A 21,070-nucleotide genomic window follows, 5' to 3' on the forward strand; every position below is an offset into this window, starting at 1 on the left:
ATCGCCCTGTCGGCCCGAGTATATAGGATTAAAAGCCGATTGTAAATATGTATCTTTTTAAACTAGGCCACAGGGTGAAAGGCTTTTCCCGAACGCGACAAAATTCCCCTTGCCGTAACGCCGCATCACTAGAAACGGGAGATTGGGCAGGTTAAAGGTGCTGCAAAGCTCTAACACGGTTGAACTCATGAAACCCGACAAGCTTACGATTCACGATCTCTTCCAAAAAGAGCGTCGCTACGTCGTACCGCTCTATCAACGAGCGTACGTTTGGAATGAGCACGATCAGTGGGAGCCGCTTTGGGATGATATCGAACGGCAAGCCGAGGGGTGTCTAAACCCCGACGGGGTCACGCCCAAACAATCTCACTTTCTTGGCGCAATTGTTTTGAATGTATCGCGAATCGTTGGCGCTGGGGTCGCAAGGTCAGAGGTAATTGACGGCCAACAGCGGTTAACGACACTACAGATCATCATTGCGACCATTCGCGACTTCGCTATCCAAGCGAACTCCGCACATGCGGCGCGACTGCGGCGTCTTACGACGAACGAGGATGAAAAGCCCGGGTCAGACGGTTCTTTCAAGGTGTGGCCGACAAACGCCGACCGCGAGATATTCCGTCTTGTGCTTTCAGCCGGCTCCCCTGCCGAACTGGCGAAACTACTCGCTAAGGACGAGGCGGACGCACCCCGTATGGCAGCGGCATATAACTACTTCTACAAATGCGTTGCGAGGTTCGTTGGTTCTAACGACGAAGATTCAGAGTTACGAGAACGCCGCATTTTCGCATTGTTTCAAGCCTTGCGAACTGCACTTCAGCTTGTGGTGATCGAGCTTGAAGATGGCGACGATCCGCAGGTTATCTTTGAAACTCTGAATGCACGGGGGCAGCCTTTGCTACCCTCCGACTTGATACGCAACTATGTGTTCATGAGAGCCGCGACTGACGTCACTTGCGACGCGGATGATCTTTACAACCGCTTCTGGCGGCCATTCGACGACGATCGAGTTGAGACCTCGGTCAACGGAGAAGACCGCTTTTGGCATATTGAGGAACGCCAAGGACGCCTCACGAGGCCGCGCATCGACCTCTTCCTTTTCCATTATCTCGTCATACAAACTGAGCGGGATCTAAACATCGGTCAGTTGTTCCGGGAGTTCAGGGACTGGCGCGACGTGAATCCCGGCAGCGTCGAAGCTCTCTTGGACGACCTAAAAAGGTACAGCTCTCTTTTCGCAAAACTGATTCAACCCCTCGGAACTGACCGCGTCAGTGTTTTAGCCCGGCGGCTCAGGTCGCTCGACACCAGCACAGTATATCCTGTACTCCTCTATGTCGTGTCCCTACCCGAAGAACGGCTCTCAACCTCATCGAAGGTTCAGATTCTCGAAGATATCGAGTCTTGGCTAGTACGGCGGTTCATATGCCAATTGACGAACAAGAACTACAATCGGTTCTTTGTTGCTCTCCTTGCCAAGGTCAAGCGGGCAGCGGTGAGTGAGGATCTCGCTGATGTGGTCCGAGCGGAGCTCAGCAGATCTTCGGATGTCACCACAATTTGGCCGCCCGATGACGAGTTCCTAACCGGCTGGCTCACGAGGCCTATGTACGCAAAGACACGGCCTGACCGTAGTGCAATGGTTCTCCGAGCGGTCGAGGCCCACATACGAACGCGCCGGAATGAGGCTATAACTCTTCCACCCCATCTCACGGTCGAACACCTTCTACCTCAGAACGGCAGTGTCACAGATTACCCCATAGACGAACCGATGCCTCTGTTGGCTGGCGAAACTCATGATCGGTGCCGAGAGCGGGTCATACATACCGTGGGCAATCTCACACTACTCACGAATGAGCTAAACTCATCGGTGAGCAATGGTCCCTTTCCAAGCAAGGTGGCGAAGATCGTAGCTGACAGCGATCTTCGATTGAATGCATGGTTGCGCTCAGACGCTCCGGCTAGCTGGTCGGAAAGGTCGATTATGGAGCGGGGCCAGTTGCTGTTCGACACGGCGGTTGAAATCTGGCCGCGGCCTGCACTTGAGCCGGAGAACATAAACGACGATGAGTCTGGCGCGACCGAGAAAGGCGTATGGCAGTTTTCAGACCCGGGACTGCTTAAGGCGAAGCGAGCAGGCATTGTGTCAGCCCTTATCCTTCGTGAAGGCGTGACTGTTCAGGCTCGGAATCTCGCGAAGTACGCGAGCAGCAATGGCACTCTCCGCGCAATCGTCGCCATCTCTAAGCGATATATGGATCGCGCTGCGTTCCCATACTGGTATGCCTACCACCCGGAATCCGACGAATTTCTCGCCGGTGGCGAGAAGGGTTATCTGCTTCTTGGTTGTATGGATCGTGACTACGCATTTGCCATACCCCGCTCAATTCTAGCACTGCACTTGGCATCGCTGAACACGACAACTAGAAAGACGACTAAGAAACTACACTATCATATTCATCTCGTTGACAGATTCGGTAAGCTCATGTTGGCGCTGCCTAAACAAGACGATGTTTTGGATATCGATCCCTATAGGATGGGACTGACGAAAGACGCCTCTCTGTAGCTACATCGAGCGTTTTGCCTCCGATGCAGTCCCGAAAGTGAACTTACCGTGCCACATTCCTGATCGGTATCCGATCGCAATTGTCGAATGCCGGGCAGTAGCGACTTCGACAGCTAACAGAGTCATTGATCCGGTTTCCATTGCATATATCGAATCCGTCGATTGCACAGAACGCCCAGATCGAATGCTGGACCCAGCGGGCAAATATCGGTGGGTACTCTGGGTGGTAGTCGCGGGCGTCGATCCGCTGAGCCAAGCCCTCGATCAATCTGGCGCACCCCTGTGGCGAGTAGCAGGAAGGCCCGATCGCATGGACGGCGTTGAAACGGTGCAGAATGCCGGTGCGATGGAGGAAGCCGTGCACGAGACTATCCACGGCGACCTGTGCAGATCCGGTCAAAACCCATCGCTCGCGATTGCGATCTCCGCACAAGAGAAGGTCAGCTAGGACCATCGACCACAACTTGCTCCCGACCCCGTAGATGTTGGTAAGCGGCATGAGCAGCGAGTACCGCATGACCGCTAGACGATCTGGTCTTCCCGCTCCGGGATCGGCCTCATCTAGTCTGCGATCTAACCAGCGAACCACGTCGCCCTCGCAAACGTCGCGGATAAACAGGAAGAGGCTGTACGCGGCCTGATTGAGACGCCCATTCCGAAGCGAGTGTCGAGGTAGTGGACATTCAGGAAGAAGGTGCTGCTCAGCGCAGCATCCAGCCGCCTTCTGATATTTGCAGTCCGAGAAGTTCCAGTAGCTTGTGAGTCGATGACAGTCGGGCTTATCAGCAAGTGCAGCCTCGATCTCAACCCACTTCGCGGTGCCGTGTTTTGCACTGTATCCGAATGCCACGGCATCGCTAACTCCTTGCAAGGCGAAGAGGCCCACAAGCCAATCGAAGATCGGTCCCGAGTCGTGATGGGCGACCGCGTCTTGGATACCCTCTCGTTCGAGGCTGCTGGCGATGTCGGCGAGAAAGGTTGGTGGAGCGAGGTCAAGGGCGGGTTGAACAACCCGCTGAAAATAGTTCCAGTTCTCCGCGTCATTCACATGCACCGCACATTCCAACGTTCATGAACGTGCCGCGGCATAGCCTACCGTGAATAGCAGTTGTCAAGCAGAGTTCAAATACGGACCTCAATGTGAGTGTGTGAAGCGCAACACCCGGAGTGTCTATTCCGCGCTCAAGATCCGCCAATTCGCTCGCGTAAATACCAATTGTAACCGCAGCAAGCCGGTCGCATCGGATGCGCCAATGAAGCCGGCCCTGCCTAATCCCTATCAGATGCGGATGCCGGAAACGGGGTCAGTATATGGACTTGCTGTACCCAAATACACCAACGAACACATAGCCCCACACCCCAACCGACATACACGCCATCATACAAATAAGGTATGCCAATATGACCAACACCAACATGCTCATCAACGGCTTTGGAAAAATGATAACCGAACGTCTGAACGATGGTTGGGATGGACACCTGTTGACCTTCATGTTCAAGCCGATTGGAGGATCTTATCGCAGTATAAATCGGCGGATGGAATGGGAGCTCGAGCGGGTATACGCAAAATCTCTCACTCGAATTATAAAGGACTCTCGACTTTACAGCCAGATCGACAAGCTTCCGCTTTGGATCGCCTGCCCGGATTACCCCGTCCCCAAGGGCGAAGCCGACAGGCAGGCGTTGCGCGATGTGACTATCAACGACGGACGGCATATGCACTGTGTGGCGGCAATCCCCCCTTGCTCTCGGCTGAAAGAGGATCTCGCTACACATTTGGATCACAATCAAAGCCACTATGTGACGTCTGATTGTTCACTCTGGCGAATACACGCAGTGCAGATCACCCATGATGCCGACTATGTGAACGGCTACGTGTTCAAGGCCCTAAAGCGCGGAAGAATTGTGGGAGAAGATATCCTTATCCTGCCCCGCTCAAAATCGGAGATGTGACGCGACATAAGTCAACGCTGCAACTAAGCGAGAGTGCGCAATACCACACGCTAACCGACAAGCTGCGAACCCCGCCTGCCGATTAGCGCGTGAAGCATAGAGTAAAAAATGGCTTTCAGATCAAATGCTCGCCACCCGATCTCGGAGGTAAGAGACCAGAGCCCGTTTTAACGTCTCTAATTGAGCCAGAACGGCACGCTCCTTTGGCCGAAAGCGAGGGGGTGAATGGCCTTCATTTGAGTGGTCCTCTTGCTCGGGATCATCCGCGAGGTCGGCGTAGAATGTGGTGTCTGAGGCCATCGAATCCCGTTGCTTTCTGCCTCGCTTTGGGGCCTCGCGCGATAGGGCCTCTATGCCCCCGTGCTTTTTGATAAGGTCAGGGATTTCGTCAGGCTTGACCCCCCTGTTAAAGAACTGCTGCAGACCCCGGGCATAGGTATAAGCGCGGTGGTATTGATCATCCGCCTGCCCGTTAGACAGCAAAAACCGCATCGTCCAGATCAGTGCGTCTTCGACACTCTTCTGGCTGCCCCGTGGGCGCTTGCGGCGTCCCTTCCAAAGGTCTTCCTTTGTGAACTTGCGCCATGCCGCTCCGTTGCGATATAGCTCGAACGCGATGCCATAGGCGCTTCCCAACCATTGGCGTAGCTTGCTCTGAAATCGCGAATCGATGTTTAGAAACTCCTGCTTGCATGTGAGGGCAGCCGCGATCAACTCGTTCGCCGCTTGTCGCTCACTCTGTTTATTGGAAGCTCGGAATGAACGGACGCGCGTTTTAGTTCGTTTGTTCGCCATGATGTGTTTTCCCGTTAGGCGAGCGCCGTCGGCGAATCCTTATGAAACCAAAGAATTCGCGACGCGGGCTCGTTGCTGATGGATCTGTCGCTATAAATTCAGCGATGCGGTTTGGAGGTTAGCAGCGGGCGCTGAGCATCTGTTCGCAGAGCGCCCGCTGTCTTTGATTAGGAGGCCTTGCGACAATAACCGTTGGGATCGAGGCTTTGGAGAAGCCTCCGAATATCGGACTTGCGCCACCCCGCAATGCGCGGGCCAAGCGCCACCGGCGGCGGGGCTCTTCCTTGCTCGATCCAGTTGTACCAAGTAGACCTCGATATTGGCAGGATGCCAGTCGGCCCGATTATCGCCTTAAGGCGCCAGTAGCCATCATCTGCTAGATCGGAAGCCGGCGGCGATGTTGCGTCCCATAAGGTTCGCGGCGGTTTGTGCGGCATGTTGTTGTTGTCTCTCTGTGTCCGTTATTGGACGACATGAGACGTACCGGGCCTGCTTGACGGTCGATATCGTGCAAACCGCAAATGCATAGTGCATTTCGCTTTTGCATTTCAGGATGGCAAGAATTTATCGTTTTCGGTTCGATCCGATTGCCAGTTGCATCTGCTCTTGAATGACCGGCGGTTGGATAGGACTTGCACCTAGATCAGCGAGGAGCTTCTGCACGAGATCCGCGTCTGCCTTTGATAATTCTCGATCTCCAAGGGCAGAAAGAATGACGTCATAGCCAAAGTTAGATCGGGCAATCCATTCGGGGAGTAGATGACCTTCATTTTCCCAATTCGCATCACCCGCGAGGATCTGGTCCAATAGCGATCGGTTAGGCTTCACCTGTATTGACGACGCAGCATACAGAAGGCACATCTGGCCCTCATAGAAGTTACGATAGATTTTCAAACTCCTCGATCGGAGATACTGTTCGGATTTCGGCTTCCGCACTATGTCTTTCTGTGCAACGGCTTCTGCCTTCGAGAGAACATCAATGATCGTGAAAGCGGCATTGTAGCTTGGCTCGCGATAAACGTCGCCGTTGGTAAGTTCTACAATGCAGTAATGTGTAATCTCCATCATCGTCACGACGGATCGGACGCCGCTCCGACGCTTCTTTAGGGACCGTTTCATCGAACTGCGCGATGGTGAAGTAATGAGCCTGCCGATACCGCCAATCGGGTAGTAGATATCTTGAAAGAAGTCTGAACCGATACGGATCAATCGAACATAAATATCAACGAGAACTGGATAGGCGAGTAGCCTCTCGGGCACGTTAGATTCCTCCGTCCTGATAATCTCAAGAGTTCGCAGTGCCATTGTGCTCTTCACGATGTCTTGCCGCTCAGAAGTTGCCACAACCCACGCGCAAAATCCGGCGAAAAGTACGTCTTTATGGCCATGATAGGACGGTTCTTTCGACATGAGGATGTCTACCACATGCCGTGCATCGAATTTGTTCCACGCATACTCGACAAAACCTTTAGCTGCCGGGTCTAGCTTGGTCGGGTTTTGCTCGTTGAGTACCCGGACAACCTTCTCCCAACTTGAAGTGATGTCGAATTTCGGAGTCTTATCTGTCTGACGCATACTGGTGTCCGTGATGGGAGTAGTTTACTGCTCATTTTGGGATGTTTGAGCCTGTTGTTCCATAGCTTTTGTGCAGAACAATGCCCAAGCCTCCATCATCTCCCGACGCTTTTCCATCAGGTCACCTCGGCGGTAGGCGGCCTCAACTTTGTTCTCAATGGTGTGCGCGAGTGCCATTTCTGCCACCTCCCGTGGGAAGCTGGTAGCCTCCGACGCCCAATCTCTGAAGGATGATCGAAAGCCATGGGCTGTTACATTAAGCTTCATGCGCCGCAGCATCATAAGGAAGACCATGTTTGACAGCGGCCTTTCCACAGTTCTTCCGGGAAAGATATAATCGGCGCCCGACCCCAGAAGCCTTGCTTGTCTCAAGATCTCTAGGCAGCGTGCGCTCAACGGAACGCGGTGAATGCGTCCCGCCTTCATCCGCTCAGCAGGCACCGTCCACAATGCGTGATCAAGGTCTAGCTCAACCCACCGAGCAAGTAGGACCTCGCTTGTGCGCGATGCGGTCAGGATCAGGAACTCTAGTGCCAGCCGCGTAATCTCACCGGCATCAGAGGAACGTAGGGTTTGAACGAAGGCCGCGACCTCGCCGAAGGCCATCGCGTCATGATGGCTACCGCGACCGTTCTGCCTCGGCAGACCCTTTTGGACACCTTCTACAGGGTTGTCTCCGTCGCGAAAGCCCGAAGCCTTCGCCCAGTCCATCACAGCGCGGATCCGTTGGCGCACCCGTCGAGCGGTCTCAGGCTTCGTCATCCAGATCGGGGCTAGAACCCTCAGGACGTCGGGTGTCTGAACCTGATCAACTCGAGTCTCGCCAAAATGGGGAATCACATAATCATTGAGCGTGTTGATCCACTGATCGCCATGTTTCTTATTCTTCCAGCTTGACCTGTGGTTGGAATGGACCTGCTCGGCAGCCTTTCTAAACGTTGGGATCTCGCGTCGTTCTTTACGCCTCACGGCCAATGGGTCGCCCCCGTCACGGGCAACCTTGCGATAGCTCAGAGCCTTCTCACGGGCCTCGCTAAGAGAGACGAGGGACGCCCCACCTAATCCAATGTCACGCCGCTTGCCGTGGACAACAACCCGCAGTAGCCACCGCTTTGCTCCGGAGGGATCGACAACAAGGTATAGGCCGTTGCCGTCGGTATACCGCCCCGGCTCATGCAGAGCACGCACTCTTATAGCCGTAAGCGCCTTGTCAGGATGTTTCCCTCGGCCCTTCATTTCGCCGTCCGTATAATGAATACCCCACATTCCAACCCACATCGTAAACTGGATGTAGCTGTATCGCAACGGGCAGGTGCGGACATCAAGGCGGGCTAACCGTCTATAAATAATGCCCTTCTTGGACGGTTTCGGATCTCCTTGGATCCTCTCGAGGCGGACCCCCTCTCCGCCAAAGTCTCAATGACATCAGCATTTTTAAGAGTGCGGCAGACCGGTCATGAGGGAGCGCTGGCTCACGCGTCACCCTGATCGCCATGAGAGCGGCGAGCGACGCCGTTCGAGTCGGCGGCTCACGATCGCACCCCTATTCACGACACGCCGATGTGGCAGTGGATTGGCAACGGACGCGTCCGCCCGGATCCCTCAGCGCCCTAGGTCGATGGCTTCGAGGGTCACACGTTCCCGGAGGATCCCGGGGCCGGAATCTTCTCCCGCGCCGAACAGGTAGCTGCCTCCCGCGACGCGGAACCCACCTCGCTCCGTGTCGTAGCGGGCGAGAAGTCGTCGATCGATCCGCATCGAGACGCGGCGGCTCTCGCCGGGCTCGAGGGCGACGCGGCTGAAGGCTGCAAGGCGTGGGGCGAAACCCTCCGGCCCGGGCAAGGACACATAAACCTGAGGGGTGTCGATTCCGGGCCGACTTCCCTCGTTCGTCACCGTCAGGGACGCCAGAAGGTCCATTGCCTGTCGCTCAATCGCCAGCTCGGACAGGGCGAACCGTGTATAGGACAGTCCGTGTCCGAAGCGGAACAGAGGCATTTTGCCCTCTCGGGAAGCCCAGCGGTAGCCGACATCCGAACCCTCGATATCATACGGGATGTTGACGATTCCGCCTTTGATCTCCAGGCCGGGGCTGGCAGCCAGCATCGTCGGGTCGCTCTGGATCGGGCGCGGCAAATCTCCCTCGTCGGACGGGAAGGTGATCGGCAGGCGGCCAGACGGATTCACACGACCGAACAGCACCCCGGCAATCGCCTCACCGCCGGCAATCCCCGGGTACCAGGCTGCGAGGACGGCCGGGACCCTGGCGAGCCAAGGCATCGTGACGGGCCCGCCGGTCTCCAGCACCACGATTGTCCTGGGATTGGCGGCGGCGACGGCCTCGATGAGCGCATCCTGGTGATCGGGCAGCGCAAGGCCGGTGGCGTCGAGCACCTCCGTTCGCCATTCCTCGGCAAACACGATGACCGCCTCGGCATCCCGCGCGCCAGCGGCGGCGGCAGCCAGGTCAGTGCCGTCCAGATACGTCACGATGCCGGCGGATTCAGACTGAATCGCGGCCAGTGGCGATGACGGATGATAGGCTTTCTCAATATCGAAGCCCACACGGCTCGTGCCTGTCATCTTGAGACTTCCGGGGGGCGTCACCGACGAAGAACCGCCGCCGGAGAGAACGCCGATATCCGCATGGGCACCGATGATGAGAATGCGGCCCGCGCCGGGTTTCAAAGGGAGCATGTCGTCCGAATTCTTGAGGAGAACGATGCCATTTTCAGCAACCTTGCGCGCGACGAGCCGGTGGGCCTCAGCATCGACCTCCGCTTTTTGCGGGGCCTCCCCGGCATCGATTGCCCCGACGGCGAACATGCTGCGCAGGATCCGCCGCACCATGTCGTCGATGCGCGCTTGCGGCACACGGTCCGCGGCCACGGCCTCCTGCAGGGGGCGCCCAAAGAAGGGGGCGGCGTCGAGCATCCCGCCGGACTGAACATCGAGCCCTGCCAAAGCTGCCCTCTCGGTGGAATGGGTGCCGCCCCAATCGGACATGACCCAGCCGGCATATCCCCAATCCCGCTTGAGGACGCGATCGATAAGGAAGTCACTCTCGGAGGTGTAAACTCCATTGAGAAGGTTGTAGCCGGTCATGACGGAGCCGGGCTGGCCGGTTTCGATTGCAATCTGGAACGCGAGCAGGTCCGATTCCCGTAAGGCAGCTTCACTCATGTCGGAGCTTGCCATGACGCGCCCATTCTCCTGGGCGTTGACCGCGAAGTGCTTGACGGTGGAGACGACCCCCTCAGACTGGATGCCCGCCACCATCTGGCCCGCGATGAGACCGGTGACCAACGGGTCCTCGGACACGTATTCGAAGCTTCTTCCCCCGCGGGGCTCCCTGATGAGATTTGCGCCGCCTGCCAGCTGCACATTGAAACCGCGCGCCCGTGCCTCGCGGCCGATCACCGCGCCGGCCTGGTGGGCGAGGGTCGGATCGAAGGTTGCGCCCAGCAGGAGCGTGGACGGGAGCGCCGTCGTCCGATCGCCCGGACGGACATCGCCGCGATTGGTGACGCCGAGACCGGCGTCAGTTTCAGTCCGCGCGGGAATGCCGAGGCGCGGAATCGCCTGGTAATGGGCCGCAGCACCGGGGACCGAGATCGCCTGCGGCGCACCGGGGACCGGCAGAAGTTGCGAAATCCACGCGAACTTCTCATCGGCTGTCATCTGCCGCACGACCATCTCAGCACGAACATCCGGTGAGAGGTCGCGGTTCTGCCAAGCGTGATCGGGGCGACCTGGTTCAGCCACGAGGGGCTGGGCGAGAAGAAGGCAGATGCCCACCCCCCCAAGGACAGCTTCAGTTGTGGTCCGCCCCATGAGGTGCCTCCTCGCGTGTCCAGACAAGCACGCTTTACCCGAGCGCTCCAAGAGAAGTTCTCGCAGGGCAAATCATGGTGCGTATTGAAACCGAGAGCGCTGTTTCAGGGCTTCTTGTGAATAGAGTCGACCCAGTAGACCTCTTCCGGCTGCTCCACAGGTTCGACATCCGTGATGTTCACGACGACGGCCTCGTTGTCGGAACGCACCAGAACGCATTCCAGCGGCTCGTCGGGGCTCGCATTGATCTCCTGATGCGGCACGAAGGGAGGGACATAGATGAAGTCGCCTGGCCCAGCCTCGGCGACATATTCGAGGTGATCGCCCCAGCGCATCCGTGCCTTGCCCCGCACCACATAGATGACGCTCTCAAGCTCACCATGGTGATGGACCCCTGTTTTGGCATTGGCCTCGATGGACACCGTCCCTGCCCAGATCTTCTGAGCGCCCACGCGCGCATGATTGATGGCTGCCTGGCGGAACATTCCCGGCGTCTGGGGGGTATTGGAGTCCAGCCGATCTCCCTTGACGACCCGCACACCGTCGTTCTTCCAGCGTTCCTCGGCGGGGTCGTGGCTGTGATCATGGTCGTTTTGGCTCATGGGGCTCTCAATCCGGATGGTTCTGAGCGAAAGATGCCATCAGCGTGCCGATTGGTACATCCTTGATTAGGCTGCTCGGGGAGCCATGATAACGCCTTGATGCACCAGACCCCGCCTCAGACTTGTTGAGGCGAGTTGACGAATGTTATCAAAGAACGCCCCACCCGGTCGAAGAATGGCCGGGGGCTTAACATTTCGAACATGGGGCTCGAACCATTTCGAGCCCGGCGCTTTGTGGGAGAGGCGGACAAGATCCGATCGCTGCGTCAGCGCGGTCCGGACCAGTCGGCAGTTGATGGGTGACCAGAATGGGACAGAGACGATGCAACGGGGAACGGAGATCGCGCTATCCCGACGTGTTCTTTTGGTGGGAACGGGTGCGTCCATGGCCGTAACAGCAGCCCCGCCGGCGCGCGCACAGGCTTCTGCTCCGGTCGAGCCCGCCCGAAGCAACGTCGCCATCACAGTGAACGGCAATCGGCACGACCTCGAGCTCGATACGCGAACGACCCTGCTCGACGCGTTGCGCGAGCACCTGCATCTGACCGGCACCAAGAAAGGGTGCGACCACGGCCAGTGTGGTGCCTGCACGGTGATTGTGGAGGGTCGACGCATTAACTCGTGCCTGACACTCGCGGTCATGCATCAGGGCGATTCGGTCCTGACCATTGAGGGTCTCGGGACGCCCGGCAACCTTCACCCGTTGCAGGCCGCCTTTATCGAGCATGATGGCTATCAGTGCGGCTATTGCACCCCAGGACAGATCTGTTCGGCGGTGGCGGTGCTGGACGAGATCAAGGCGGGCATTCCCAGCCATGTGAGCACTGAGTTGACGGCTCAGCCGGAAGCCACGCCTGCTGAAATCCGCGAACGCATGAGCGGCAATATCTGCCGCTGCGGCGCTTATGCCAATATCGTCGAGGCGATCACCGAAATCGGCGGGAGCAAAGCATGAAGGCGTTTACCTACGAGCGCGCCGTCTCTCCAGCAGCCGCAGCACAAGCGGCAGCCCATCTGCCCGGCTCAAAGTTCATCGCTGGCGGCACCAATCTGCTCGATCTGATGAAGCTGCAGATCGAGACGCCCACGCATCTCATCGACGTGAACGGGTTGGCGCTCGATCGCATCGAGGCCACACCGGAGGGCGGATTGCGCATCGGCGCGCTGGTGCGCAACACGGATCTAGCGGCTGATGCGCGGGTGCGCCGCGATTACGGACTGCTGTCGCGGGCGCTCCTGTCCGGCGCCTCGGGCCAGCTTCGAAACAAGGCCACCACAGCAGGCAATCTTCTCCAGCGCGCGCGCTGCCCCTATTTCTACGACACGGACCAGCTCTGCAACAAGCGGCATCCCGGCAGCGGCTGCGCGGCCCTCGGTGGGTTCAGTCGACAGCATGCGGTGGTGGGCGTCAGCGATTCCTGCATCGCAAGCCACCCTAGCGATATGGCTGTGGCGATGCGCGCCCTCGACGCAATCGTCGAGACCGTCCTGCCAGATGGCTCGACGCGAAGCATTCCAATCGCAGAGCTTCACCGCCTGCCCGGCGACACGCCGCATATCGAAACGACACTCGGAGCGGGTGAACTGATCGTTGCGGTCACGCTTCCCAAGCCCATAGGCGGCAAGCACATTTATCGCAAGGTTCGCGACCGGGCGTCGTATGCCTTTGCGCTCGTCTCGGTCGCCGTGATCGTACAAGCTGACGGCTCAGGCCGCGTTGCCGTGGGCGGCGTGGCGCCGAAGCCATGGCGGGTGGAAGCTGCGGAAGCCAGGCTGCCCGAAGGCGCCAAGGCTGTAACCGATGAGTTGCTCGCCGGCGCAGCGCCGACGCGCGAAAATGCATACAAGCTCACGCTGGTCGAGAGAACACTCCGAGCGGTGCTGGCTGAGGCAGGGAGCCAGCCATGAAGTTTGATTCACCCGCCACAACAAACCCCATCGACCAGTTGAAGATCGTCGGCAAGCCCACAAACCGCATCGATGGTCCGGCTAAGACAACCGGCACTGCCACCTACGCCTACGAGTGGAAGCACCCTGATCTGAAGCCCGCCTATGGGCACGTGGTGGGTGCCGGCATCGCGAAAGGACGGATCGCGTCCATCGATCTGGGTGACGCCCAAGCCTACCCGGGGGTGCTCGCTATCGTCACCGCCGAGAACGCGGGCAAGCTCGGTAAGAGCAAGCGAAATACAGCAAAGCTGCTCGGTGGCCCCGAGATCGACCATTATCACCAAGCAATCGCAGTCGTCATCGCCGAGACTTTCGAGCAGGCAAGGGCCGCTGCTCAGCTGGTCCGGGTGGAATACATTCGGGCCGAGGGGTCATTCGACCTTGCCCGCAGCAGGGATTCCGCACCGGATGTACAGAACGCGGCGACCGGTGACTTTCTGGCTGCATTCTCCGATGCGCCGATCCAACTCGACGAGACCTACACGACCCCTGATCATTCTCATGCGATGATGGAGCCGCACGCTTCGCTCGCGGCCTGGGACGGAGATAAATTGGTCGTTTGGACATCGAACCAGATGATCGACTGGGGAAGAACGGACCTCGCCGCAACGCTTGGAATCAAGAAGGACAAAATCCAGTTCATTTCGCCCTATATCGGCGGCGGTTTCGGCGGAAAACTCTTTCTTCGCGCGGATGTGGTGCTGGCCGCGCTTGCTGCTCGCGCCGCCAAGCGACCAGTCAAGGTGGCGCTCACGCGACCCTTCATCTTCAACAACACCACTCATCGTCCTGCCACGATCCAGCGCATCCGTATCGGGGCCGGAAAAGACGGCAAGATCACCGCCATCGGCCATGAAACTTGGTCGGGCGATCTGCCGGATGGCGGCCCCGAGACCGCAGCAGAGCAGTCGCGGCTGCTCTATGCCGGGGCAAACCGCATGATGGCGACCCGGCTTGCTCTTCTCGATCTTCCAGAAGGTAACGCAATGCGTGCGCCTGGAGAGGCCCCCGGCCTCATGGCGCTCGAGATCGCCATCGACGAAATGGCGGAGAAACTGGAGATCGATCCGATCGAGTTTCGCATTCTCAACGACATCCAGGTGGATCCGGAAAAGCCGACGCGACAGTTCTCACAACGCCAGCTTGTTGCGTGCTTGCGGCAAGGCGCAGAGCGCTTTGCGTGGAACAAGCGAAATCCCAGGGCTGGACAGATTCGGGACGGCGAGTGGTTGGTGGGCATGGGCGTTGCTGCGGCGTTCCGGAACAATATTCCGATGAAGTCGGCAGCTCGTGTGCGTGTCGACAACCGCGGGATCGTCACCGTCGAGACTGACATGACGGACATCGGGACGGGCAGCTACACAATCATTGCGCAGACGGCAGCGGAGATGATGGGTGTCGGGCTGGACATGGTGACAGTCAGCCTTGGCGATTCGGCTTTTCCGGTCGCGGCCGGTTCCGGGGGGCAATGGGGCGCCAACAGTTCGACGGCAGGCGTTTACGCCGCATGCGTCAAGCTGCGTGAGGCGCTGTCGCACAAGATGGAGTTCGATCCGTCGGATGCGGTCTTTGCCGATGGAACGATCAGTGCGGGCAACCGGCGATTCACCCTCGCAGAGGCAGCCGGCGAGACGGGTGTCGTCGCCGAGGACATCATGGAATATGGGGACCTCGCCAAACGCTATCAGCAATCCACTTTTGGGGCGCATTTCGTGGAAGTGGGCGTCGACACCGCGACAGCCGAGATCCGCATCCGGCGCATGTTGGCCGTCTGCGCTGCAGGACGAATCCTAAACCCTAAGACAGCCCGCAGCCAGGTCATCGGCGCGATGACCATGGGCGCGGGAGCGGCGCTGATGGAGGAGCTTGTTGTCGACAAGCGTGTGGGGTTCTTCGTCAATCACGATTTGGCCGGGTATGAGGTTCCCGTTCACGCGGATATTCCACACCAGGACGTCATCTTCCTCGATGAGACGGACCCAACCTCGTCACCCATGAAGGCCAAGGGAGTTGGCGAGCTCGGCATTTGCGGGGTCGGAGCAGCCATTGCCAATGCGATCTATAACGCCACTGGCGTGCGCGTGCGCGACTATCCCATCACCCTCGACAAGCTCCTCGATCAGATGCCGGCGTAGGGATCGGGGATCCAAGGGAAGCCATTGACCCTGGCGACACTGAGTGCGGCGGTTCCATCAAGGCAGGCCATTCGGAGTGCCTTAGAATACTCTGTGCACCCAACCGTGGCCGTCGGCTGCGCGACTCCTTTGGATATCCACCAGAGCAGTGCGGAGTTCTTCGGTCTGCAAACCGGATCTGCCGTTTCCGATGGTGAAATCCCCCTCGTGCGACCGGACGGTTCCGATAGGCGTGAGAACCGCAGCTGTTCCGCAGGCGAAGGCCTCCCGAAGGCGGCCGCTGGCCGCATCGGCACGCCATTGATCCAACGAATACGGCTCCTCGCGAACGGTGATCCCCCGGTCCGCCGCAAGGGTGATGAGGGAGGCGCGCGTGATGCCGGGCAGGATGGTGCCGCCCAGGGGTGGGGTGACCATGGAGCCATCGTCGAGAATGAAGAAGACGTTCATGCCGCCCAGCTCTTCGACCCATTTTCTCTCAACGGCGTCGAGAAAGACCACCTGATCGCAGCCGTGACGGCTGGCTTCCGCCTGGGCCAGCAGGCTGGCAGCATAGTTGCCGCCGCATTTTGCAGCGCCCGTGCCGCCGGGCGCCGCGCGGGTGTAATCCTGGGAGACCCAGACGGAGACTGCATCCGCTGTCGTCTTGAAATAAGCGCCGACCGACGACGCGATGACGATGTAGAGATATTCCGACGAAGGTTTGACGCCCAGGAAGGGCTCGCTCGCGAACATGAACGGACGCAGATAGAGACTGCCGTCGCCATCCGGGATCCACGCGCGATCGACCTTGATCAGCTCATCCAGCGATGCGAGGAAAAGGGATTCCGGGAGGGCGGGCATCGCAAGACGGCGCGCCGACTCCTGGAAGCGCCGGGCATTTTCTTCAGGCCTGAAAAGGGTCGCTCCGCCATCCGCCGTTCGGTAAGCCTTCAGGCCCTCAAAAATTTCCTGCGCGTAGTGGAGAACGGCAGCCGCTGGGTCCAGGGGGATGGGAGCACGCGGTTCCACCTTTGCGTCGTGCCACCCCTGCCCGTCCGTATAGCGGATGGTCACCATGTGATCCGTGAAAACCCGCCCAAACCCAGGGTTGACGAGCAACGCTGCGCGATGCTCCGGCGAGACCGGGCTGGGATGCGGCTGGTGTGTGAACGGAAGCGGCAGGGGCTGGGACATGGTCTCTCGGCGAGGTTCTGATAGCGGCAGGCAGGTGACGCCCGCGGATGGGGTGACGATGGCTCTCGCCCGCTTGCCGGGTCGCCGTCAAGAGCTAGCATAGCGCTCCAGAAGACGATTCCAGGTCAGCCGGCGCTCTTGCGGGCACCAAATCCAGCAACTCTCCAGTCTATCGTGGCTCGGTGAAGCAGGAGGCTGGACCTTATGAACTTTGGGCTTCCCTATCAAGGTCCCGGGGGCCGACGGGCCCTCAGCCCGGCCTGTTCAACAAAACAGATCCCGTCCTTCACGGCGATCCGCCGAAGGCGCTTCCGCCTCCACAGGCGCAAGAGGTGAACGATGCGACGTCAAGATTGACGATCGCGCAGAGATCTGCCCACACGCCTGCGGAATGAGCTTGGGGTTTTTCGGACCGCCCGACCAGACGAAGGGCCGCATCCCGCCGCTCGGCGGCGGCTTTGGGGGTCGCCATAGTCTCCATCACGTCACCGAGGGAAGACGGTGCGTATGCGGCCTTGTCAAAGGCGCGGGTGAACACGTATTCCTGCCGCCACGTGGGAGCCGCGCCATTTTGCAGGCGATCGAAATCGGCAGTCTGCCAGGTTGAAAGATTGGTGGCCTCGCCGCTGTCGCGATCGTAGTCGATCATGTGAAACCCGGGATTGTTTCCGAAAATCGGGCTGATCGCCGGCGCAATCTTGTCAATCAAAACAGGCTTTCCTGCATCCATCACGAGGCGATAGCTGTCTCGGTGCGTGTGACCGGAATAGCTTGCCCGTATGGTCCCGGCGAAGACTCGCATGAGCGTCGAAAATTGCGACGCGAAAGGCTCCTTCAGAAATCCCGTCACACGCGCAGGGCATGAATCACCGGGATCGTGGCTCGAATCATACGAGTCGATGCCGACGGGAATGTGATGAAGGAGCCAGACCCGACCGCCCCTCGCGCGCTGTTCAACGAGGTGGCGCTCCAGCCAGTTCATCATGGCGCCGGCGGCCTCGAGGCCATTTTCGCCACAGGCATTGCGATAGTCCGCTGACCAGACCACATCGTTGAGGACAACGATGGTCGTGTTCGGCAGGGTCGGGTGACGCATGCTGTAGTAGCCGGCCGCGCGATAGGTCTGCTCGAAATCCTTGGCAACAAGATGCGCGCCCGCCAGCTCGCGCACGATGTCCAACGTGGCGGCGAGAAAAGCGCCTCCCGGTTCGATCCTGTAATCCCCGCAATCGGAATCGTTGTTTCCCAGCGCCACGACAACCGGACGCCCCGGCACAGCCGCCTGGAGCGATGTCCCGACATACGAAACCGTCTTGAGCGTGAGGGCCCTTATGTTCTCCGACGCGGGTGACGCCCCCACGGCCTTCGCGGCCAATTCCTCGAACTCATGGGCAAGAAAATCGCCCGGCACCAGGAGGAAATCGGCGTCTGCGGCCGCTCGTGACAATGCAGCCATGGCCGATTCGAGGAGCGCCGCGTTCGTGTCCTCGCCTCGGCGAGACAGAACCGAAATGCCAGGAGAGCCCAAGATGGCGCGCCACTTCTCAGGTTCGGAATTCGCCAGTGCCTTGGCCAGGGTTGGGGTGGCGAAGGGATTGAAATGAATATCCGAGACGACCGCAAACCGTCGGATCTCCGCTGCCGAGGCAGATCGGGGAGCTGTCAAGCCAAAGCCGATCAGGGCGGAAAGCAGCAGCGCGCCGATGGTGGGGGAGATCTGAGGCATGGAGATCCTGTACGGCATTGTCTCACCCAGCCCAAGCCCGTCCTAACGCTGATTGCTTGCCCCTGACGCCAGATCGTTAGTGACGGGCTCACGCCATCGTCTCTTCCAGAAACTTGAATCTGACGCGTACGGAGTTCAGGCTGCGATAGAAGGCAACAAGGTCATTCCAGGGCCGGGCCAGTCGCGTCAAGCCGCTCAGAGCGGCAACGACAGTTCCAACGTCAGTGTCCCCGTTGATGACCAACCAGCCACCAAGAACAAGTGTCCCGACGGTCCCGAATGCGGTGCAGGCATTGAGCGCCGATTTCATCGACAGTTTGAGGAGATGAAAGCGCTTCTTTGCTTCATAAACTCCTTCGAAGGTCGCCAGCACCTCATCGTCCTGCTCGATCCCGACCGCACTCACGGCAAGGTCGCCTCCTGCGCGCAGCAGTTCGAGATTGGTCCGAACGACACGGTTGATCGGCTTCTGAATTGCCACGATGATGAAGAATTGCGGAGCAATCACCGCCAGAATGAAGAGCCCGAGAATCGGCTCTCCAGCTCCGATATAGAGCAGGACGCTCAGCAGTGTTCCGATCTGCACGAGCGGCCCGGCAAAAGCGTCGCCGACGAAATGGCCCACCTTGTCGGCTTCCCCCGTCAGCATACTCACGAGCGTGCCTGGCGCGAGCTTGGGCGGCGCACCACTCGCGCGATGCTCCGCATAGGCGGTGTAGATCCTTCGACGAATGCGTCGAACGATCGACTCACCCAGCATCGCACTGCGGTACTTCAGAAGCCCTTTGACCAGAATCGTCACGACGATTGCCGAGGCATATTGCGCGCCAAGGAGCAGCACGGCACTGAACGAGATGCCATAGGTGAGACCGTTGACGAGTTCCTTCTGGAAATGCAACGGCGCAGCCGCAAGGGCGGAGACAATGATCGATAGCCCGATCAACGTCACCTGGGAGCGTCCCGAAAGCTGCCAGATGCGGCGGTAGAAACTCGCAGCCTCGTTGTTGTTTTGGTTCGGGTCATCCCACGGCAACGTCAATTCCTCATGGAAACTATTTCGATTTGACCAGTCCGGAGAAGCCCGCAACGGCGAGCAGACTCAGCGCCCAGCCGACAATCGTCTGGAAATAGAAGTAGTTCAGCGCGATCGGCCCGAAGGGCTTGGCCGGGTCCGGCCGCCAGTACTGCATCTGCCCGATTTCAAGAACGGGCAGAAGTGTGTCGAGTGAGTACATCCACGCATTGAACTCAGGATAGCTCACCGCCTCTGGCTGCTCATGGAAGCAGGATAACTGCGTCTGATCTTTTGCAGCACGCCCGCTGACGAAGCTCTCGGTGCCGGGCATGAAGCGCTGGTCAGATCGAGCGACCGAGCACATGGTCCATTCCGTGGATCGCAGGACAACTGGACTGTTCGGTTTGAGAGCGCTTTGCCTTTCAGCGACACTGAACACAATGACCCCGAGGCTCCAGAACATTGCCAGCCACAGGAATGCCATCAACGGTTGGCGACCGTACCGGACCGTGATCGCCAGCATCCCGTCTTTTGCAGCCAGCAACCATCGCCAGACGGAGCTCTTTGTGCGCGCCCGGCGCGCGCGGCGCTGCAGTCGCTCCTTTGTAATCAACACGGCGCGCGCGTCGTCGTCGTGGCCCATTTCCCGAAACACCGCCGAGAGCTGCTCATAGGGCTGCGGCCAGAAATCCTCGCCCCACCGCTCCGGGACTTGAAGCCCCAGCCAGTCCAGCCGGCTCGCGGCATCGACCGGCCCGCCGATGAAGGCGCCATAGCGGCAACGGTTCATCAGCAGATCGCCCTTCTGAGGCCAGCTCTCCCTGTCGTCGTCGATGGCGCCGATGGTTGCAGCGGTCAGGTTGATGGCGCCCTGCACGCTCACACCCCGCCGCAGGAAGAACGCGCCCTCGATAGTGGCGCGATTCAGTTTCAGCGCATCGCCATCCGGTTGCGCAAGGGTCGCACTCGAACAATCGACATCGCCACCAAATCGCGCGCCTTCCGCGCGGATTTCACCCATCACCGTCGCGCCGCGCAGGGCCAGATCCCCGCGCGCCTCGATCCCGTCGAGGTCGAGAGCTACCGCGCCCGGGCGCTCGATCGTCAACCCGACCCCGTCAAAATCTGACCCAAGCCTCGCGCCGGTGAGAGAAATGCCGCCTCTGAGCCGGGCGCCGCGCAGAAGGACACCCCCGCGCGCCTCAAGACCGCCGGCACCGATCGCCATACCGTCGGGCCATGCGATGGTCGCCCCGTCACATTCCAGATTTCCGCCAAGTCTCGCCCCGCGCAACCGAATCTCTCCCGAGACTGTCGCGCCGCGCAGCGAGAGGTTTCCGCGCGCCTCCAATCCCTCGCCCTCGAGCCCCGGGAATGCAGAGCCATCGAGGAAGATGCTGTCGATGATTGCCGAACGCAGCACTGGCGTCGCGTCGAAGCGACAATCCTTGAGACCGATGTCGTGGGCAATGCGACACCCCTCGAGATCGAGGACGCCCGTCACGAAGGCGCCGCTGACGCGAAGGCCCTTCTCGTGTGGCCGCGCTCCCTCCTCGCCCCCCAGAATGAGGAACCGCAAGAATTTCGCACGCAGCACACGCTCCGGGGTGGCCTCCTCCGGCCGCAGACCGTCGCCCAACCGATCAAAATCGCCGGTTCGCAGCAATGCGACGACTTTCTCTTCCGCCTGGCTCAAGGGCTGAAAGTCGGCAAGGCTGGACGCGGTCATGTGACGGCCGACTT

General features: G+C 59.3%; 16 protein-coding genes. 5 read left to right on the forward strand and 11 right to left on the reverse strand.

The features are described 5' to 3' along the window. Positions 1 to 187 precede the first annotated feature (187 nt). Positions 188 to 2,566 (forward strand): DUF262 domain-containing protein, encoded by a 2,379-nt coding sequence (locus tag J4G32_RS07095; RefSeq protein ID WP_210485391.1) that lies wholly within the window; start codon positions 188 to 190, stop codon positions 2,564 to 2,566. Between the two features lie 43 nt (positions 2,567 to 2,609). On the opposite strand, the gene J4G32_RS07100 is transcribed toward J4G32_RS07095, so the two are convergent. After that, on the reverse strand, positions 2,610 to 3,620 hold the full coding sequence (locus J4G32_RS07100; RefSeq protein ID WP_246504792.1) for a hypothetical protein: 1,011 nt from the start codon (positions 3,618 to 3,620) through the stop codon (positions 2,610 to 2,612). Between the two features lie 347 nt (positions 3,621 to 3,967). Between J4G32_RS07100 and J4G32_RS07105 the strand changes: the two genes are divergently transcribed. Beyond that, a complete protein-coding gene (locus tag J4G32_RS07105) occupies positions 3,968 to 4,519 on the forward strand; it encodes a hypothetical protein (RefSeq protein WP_210485392.1) in 552 nt (183 codons plus the stop codon). 120 nt (positions 4,520 to 4,639) lie between these two features. Here J4G32_RS07105 and J4G32_RS07110 read toward each other — a convergent pair whose 3' ends face one another. The 6 genes from J4G32_RS07110 to J4G32_RS07135 all read right to left on the reverse strand — a co-directional run bounded on the left by J4G32_RS07110 (position 4,640) and on the right by J4G32_RS07135 (position 11,325). Further along, positions 4,640 to 5,314 (reverse strand): hypothetical protein, encoded by a 675-nt coding sequence (locus tag J4G32_RS07110; RefSeq protein ID WP_210485393.1) that lies wholly within the window; start codon positions 5,312 to 5,314, stop codon positions 4,640 to 4,642. A gap of 167 nt (positions 5,315 to 5,481) precedes the next feature. Next, positions 5,482 to 5,751 carry a helix-turn-helix transcriptional regulator gene (locus J4G32_RS21935; RefSeq protein WP_210485394.1) on the reverse strand — a complete coding sequence of 90 codons (270 nt, stop codon included), beginning with the start codon at positions 5,749 to 5,751 and terminating at the stop codon, positions 5,482 to 5,484. Positions 5,752 to 5,878: 127 nt separating this feature from the next. Continuing rightward, positions 5,879 to 6,889, reverse strand: coding sequence for a hypothetical protein (locus J4G32_RS07120; RefSeq protein WP_210485395.1), 1,011 nt, complete (start codon positions 6,887 to 6,889; stop codon positions 5,879 to 5,881). A 24-nt stretch (positions 6,890 to 6,913) separates the two neighbouring features. Next, on the reverse strand, positions 6,914 to 8,125 hold the full coding sequence (locus tag J4G32_RS07125) for a tyrosine-type recombinase/integrase (protein WP_210485542.1): 1,212 nt from the start codon (positions 8,123 to 8,125) through the stop codon (positions 6,914 to 6,916). Between the two features lie 366 nt (positions 8,126 to 8,491). Continuing rightward, on the reverse strand, positions 8,492 to 10,723 hold the full coding sequence (locus J4G32_RS07130; RefSeq protein WP_210485396.1) for a beta-glucosidase: 2,232 nt from the start codon (positions 10,721 to 10,723) through the stop codon (positions 8,492 to 8,494). A 104-nt stretch (positions 10,724 to 10,827) separates the two neighbouring features. Then, positions 10,828 to 11,325 (reverse strand): cupin domain-containing protein, encoded by a 498-nt coding sequence (locus tag J4G32_RS07135; protein ID WP_210485397.1) that lies wholly within the window; start codon positions 11,323 to 11,325, stop codon positions 10,828 to 10,830. A gap of 322 nt (positions 11,326 to 11,647) precedes the next feature. Here J4G32_RS07135 and paoA point away from each other — a divergent pair, with 322 nt between their 5' ends. Genes paoA through paoC form a run of 3 tightly spaced genes read left to right on the forward strand, consistent with a single transcriptional unit; the run spans position 11,648 to position 15,410 of the window. Further along, positions 11,648 to 12,280 carry an aldehyde dehydrogenase iron-sulfur subunit PaoA gene (gene paoA, locus J4G32_RS07140; RefSeq protein WP_210485543.1) on the forward strand — a complete coding sequence of 211 codons (633 nt, stop codon included), beginning with the start codon at positions 11,648 to 11,650 and terminating at the stop codon, positions 12,278 to 12,280. Beyond that, the gene (locus J4G32_RS07145) at positions 12,277 to 13,233 is read left to right on the forward strand and encodes an FAD binding domain-containing protein (RefSeq protein WP_210485398.1); all 957 of its coding nucleotides are present in this window, start codon (positions 12,277 to 12,279) and stop codon (positions 13,231 to 13,233) included. The genes paoA and J4G32_RS07145 overlap by 4 nt, the downstream gene beginning before the upstream one ends. After that, positions 13,230 to 15,410: an aldehyde oxidoreductase molybdenum-binding subunit PaoC gene (paoC, locus tag J4G32_RS07150; protein ID WP_210485399.1), complete on the forward strand. Its 2,181-nt coding sequence runs from the start codon at positions 13,230 to 13,232 to the stop codon at positions 15,408 to 15,410. Before J4G32_RS07145 ends, paoC begins: the two co-directional genes overlap by 4 nt. Positions 15,411 to 15,491: 81 nt before the next feature. Here paoC and J4G32_RS07155 read toward each other — a convergent pair whose 3' ends face one another. From J4G32_RS07155 to J4G32_RS07170, 4 genes are all read right to left on the reverse strand, one after another. Next, positions 15,492 to 16,586: a branched-chain amino acid aminotransferase gene (locus J4G32_RS07155; RefSeq protein WP_210485400.1), complete on the reverse strand. Its 1,095-nt coding sequence runs from the start codon at positions 16,584 to 16,586 to the stop codon at positions 15,492 to 15,494. Between the two features lie 286 nt (positions 16,587 to 16,872). Then, complete coding sequence (locus J4G32_RS07160) at positions 16,873 to 18,312, reverse strand: metallophosphoesterase (protein ID WP_210485401.1); 1,440 nt, start codon at positions 18,310 to 18,312, stop codon at positions 16,873 to 16,875. Between the two features lie 88 nt (positions 18,313 to 18,400). Then, positions 18,401 to 19,345: an ABC transporter transmembrane domain-containing protein gene (locus J4G32_RS07165; RefSeq protein ID WP_210485402.1), complete on the reverse strand. Its 945-nt coding sequence runs from the start codon at positions 19,343 to 19,345 to the stop codon at positions 18,401 to 18,403. A gap of 19 nt (positions 19,346 to 19,364) precedes the next feature. Then, entirely contained in the window at positions 19,365 to 21,056 is a 1,692-nt protein-coding gene (locus J4G32_RS07170; protein WP_210485403.1) for a hypothetical protein, read from the reverse strand. Positions 21,057 to 21,070 lie beyond the last annotated feature (14 nt).

This window comes from Microvirga antarctica, assembly GCF_017921815.1.
Classification (GTDB): domain Bacteria; phylum Pseudomonadota; class Alphaproteobacteria; order Rhizobiales; family Beijerinckiaceae; genus Microvirga; species Microvirga antarctica.

Bases quoted from the DNA above. Each gene is read 5' to 3' on its own strand.
- J4G32_RS07095 (WP_210485391.1), top strand. From the start codon at position 188: ATGAAACCCGACAAGCTTACGATTCACGATCTCTTCCAAAAAGAGCGT.
- J4G32_RS07105 (WP_210485392.1), top strand. From the start codon at position 3,968: ATGACCAACACCAACATGCTCATCAACGGCTTTGGAAAAATGATAACC.
- J4G32_RS07110 (WP_210485393.1), bottom strand. From the start codon at position 5,314: ATGGCGAACAAACGAACTAAAACGCGCGTCCGTTCATTCCGAGCTTCC.
- J4G32_RS21935 (WP_210485394.1), bottom strand. From the start codon at position 5,751: ATGCCGCACAAACCGCCGCGAACCTTATGGGACGCAACATCGCCGCCG.
- J4G32_RS07120 (WP_210485395.1), bottom strand. From the start codon at position 6,889: ATGCGTCAGACAGATAAGACTCCGAAATTCGACATCACTTCAAGTTGG.
- J4G32_RS07125 (WP_210485542.1), bottom strand. From the start codon at position 8,125: ATGAAGGGCCGAGGGAAACATCCTGACAAGGCGCTTACGGCTATAAGA.
- J4G32_RS07130 (WP_210485396.1), bottom strand. From the start codon at position 10,723: ATGGGGCGGACCACAACTGAAGCTGTCCTTGGGGGGGTGGGCATCTGC.
- J4G32_RS07135 (WP_210485397.1), bottom strand. From the start codon at position 11,325: ATGAGCCAAAACGACCATGATCACAGCCACGACCCCGCCGAGGAACGC.
- paoA (WP_210485543.1), top strand. From the start codon at position 11,648: ATGCAACGGGGAACGGAGATCGCGCTATCCCGACGTGTTCTTTTGGTG.
- J4G32_RS07145 (WP_210485398.1), top strand. From the start codon at position 12,277: ATGAAGGCGTTTACCTACGAGCGCGCCGTCTCTCCAGCAGCCGCAGCA.
- paoC (WP_210485399.1), top strand. From the start codon at position 13,230: ATGAAGTTTGATTCACCCGCCACAACAAACCCCATCGACCAGTTGAAG.
- J4G32_RS07155 (WP_210485400.1), bottom strand. From the start codon at position 16,586: ATGTCCCAGCCCCTGCCGCTTCCGTTCACACACCAGCCGCATCCCAGC.
- J4G32_RS07160 (WP_210485401.1), bottom strand. From the start codon at position 18,312: ATGCCTCAGATCTCCCCCACCATCGGCGCGCTGCTGCTTTCCGCCCTG.
- J4G32_RS07170 (WP_210485403.1), bottom strand. From the start codon at position 21,056: ATGACCGCGTCCAGCCTTGCCGACTTTCAGCCCTTGAGCCAGGCGGAA.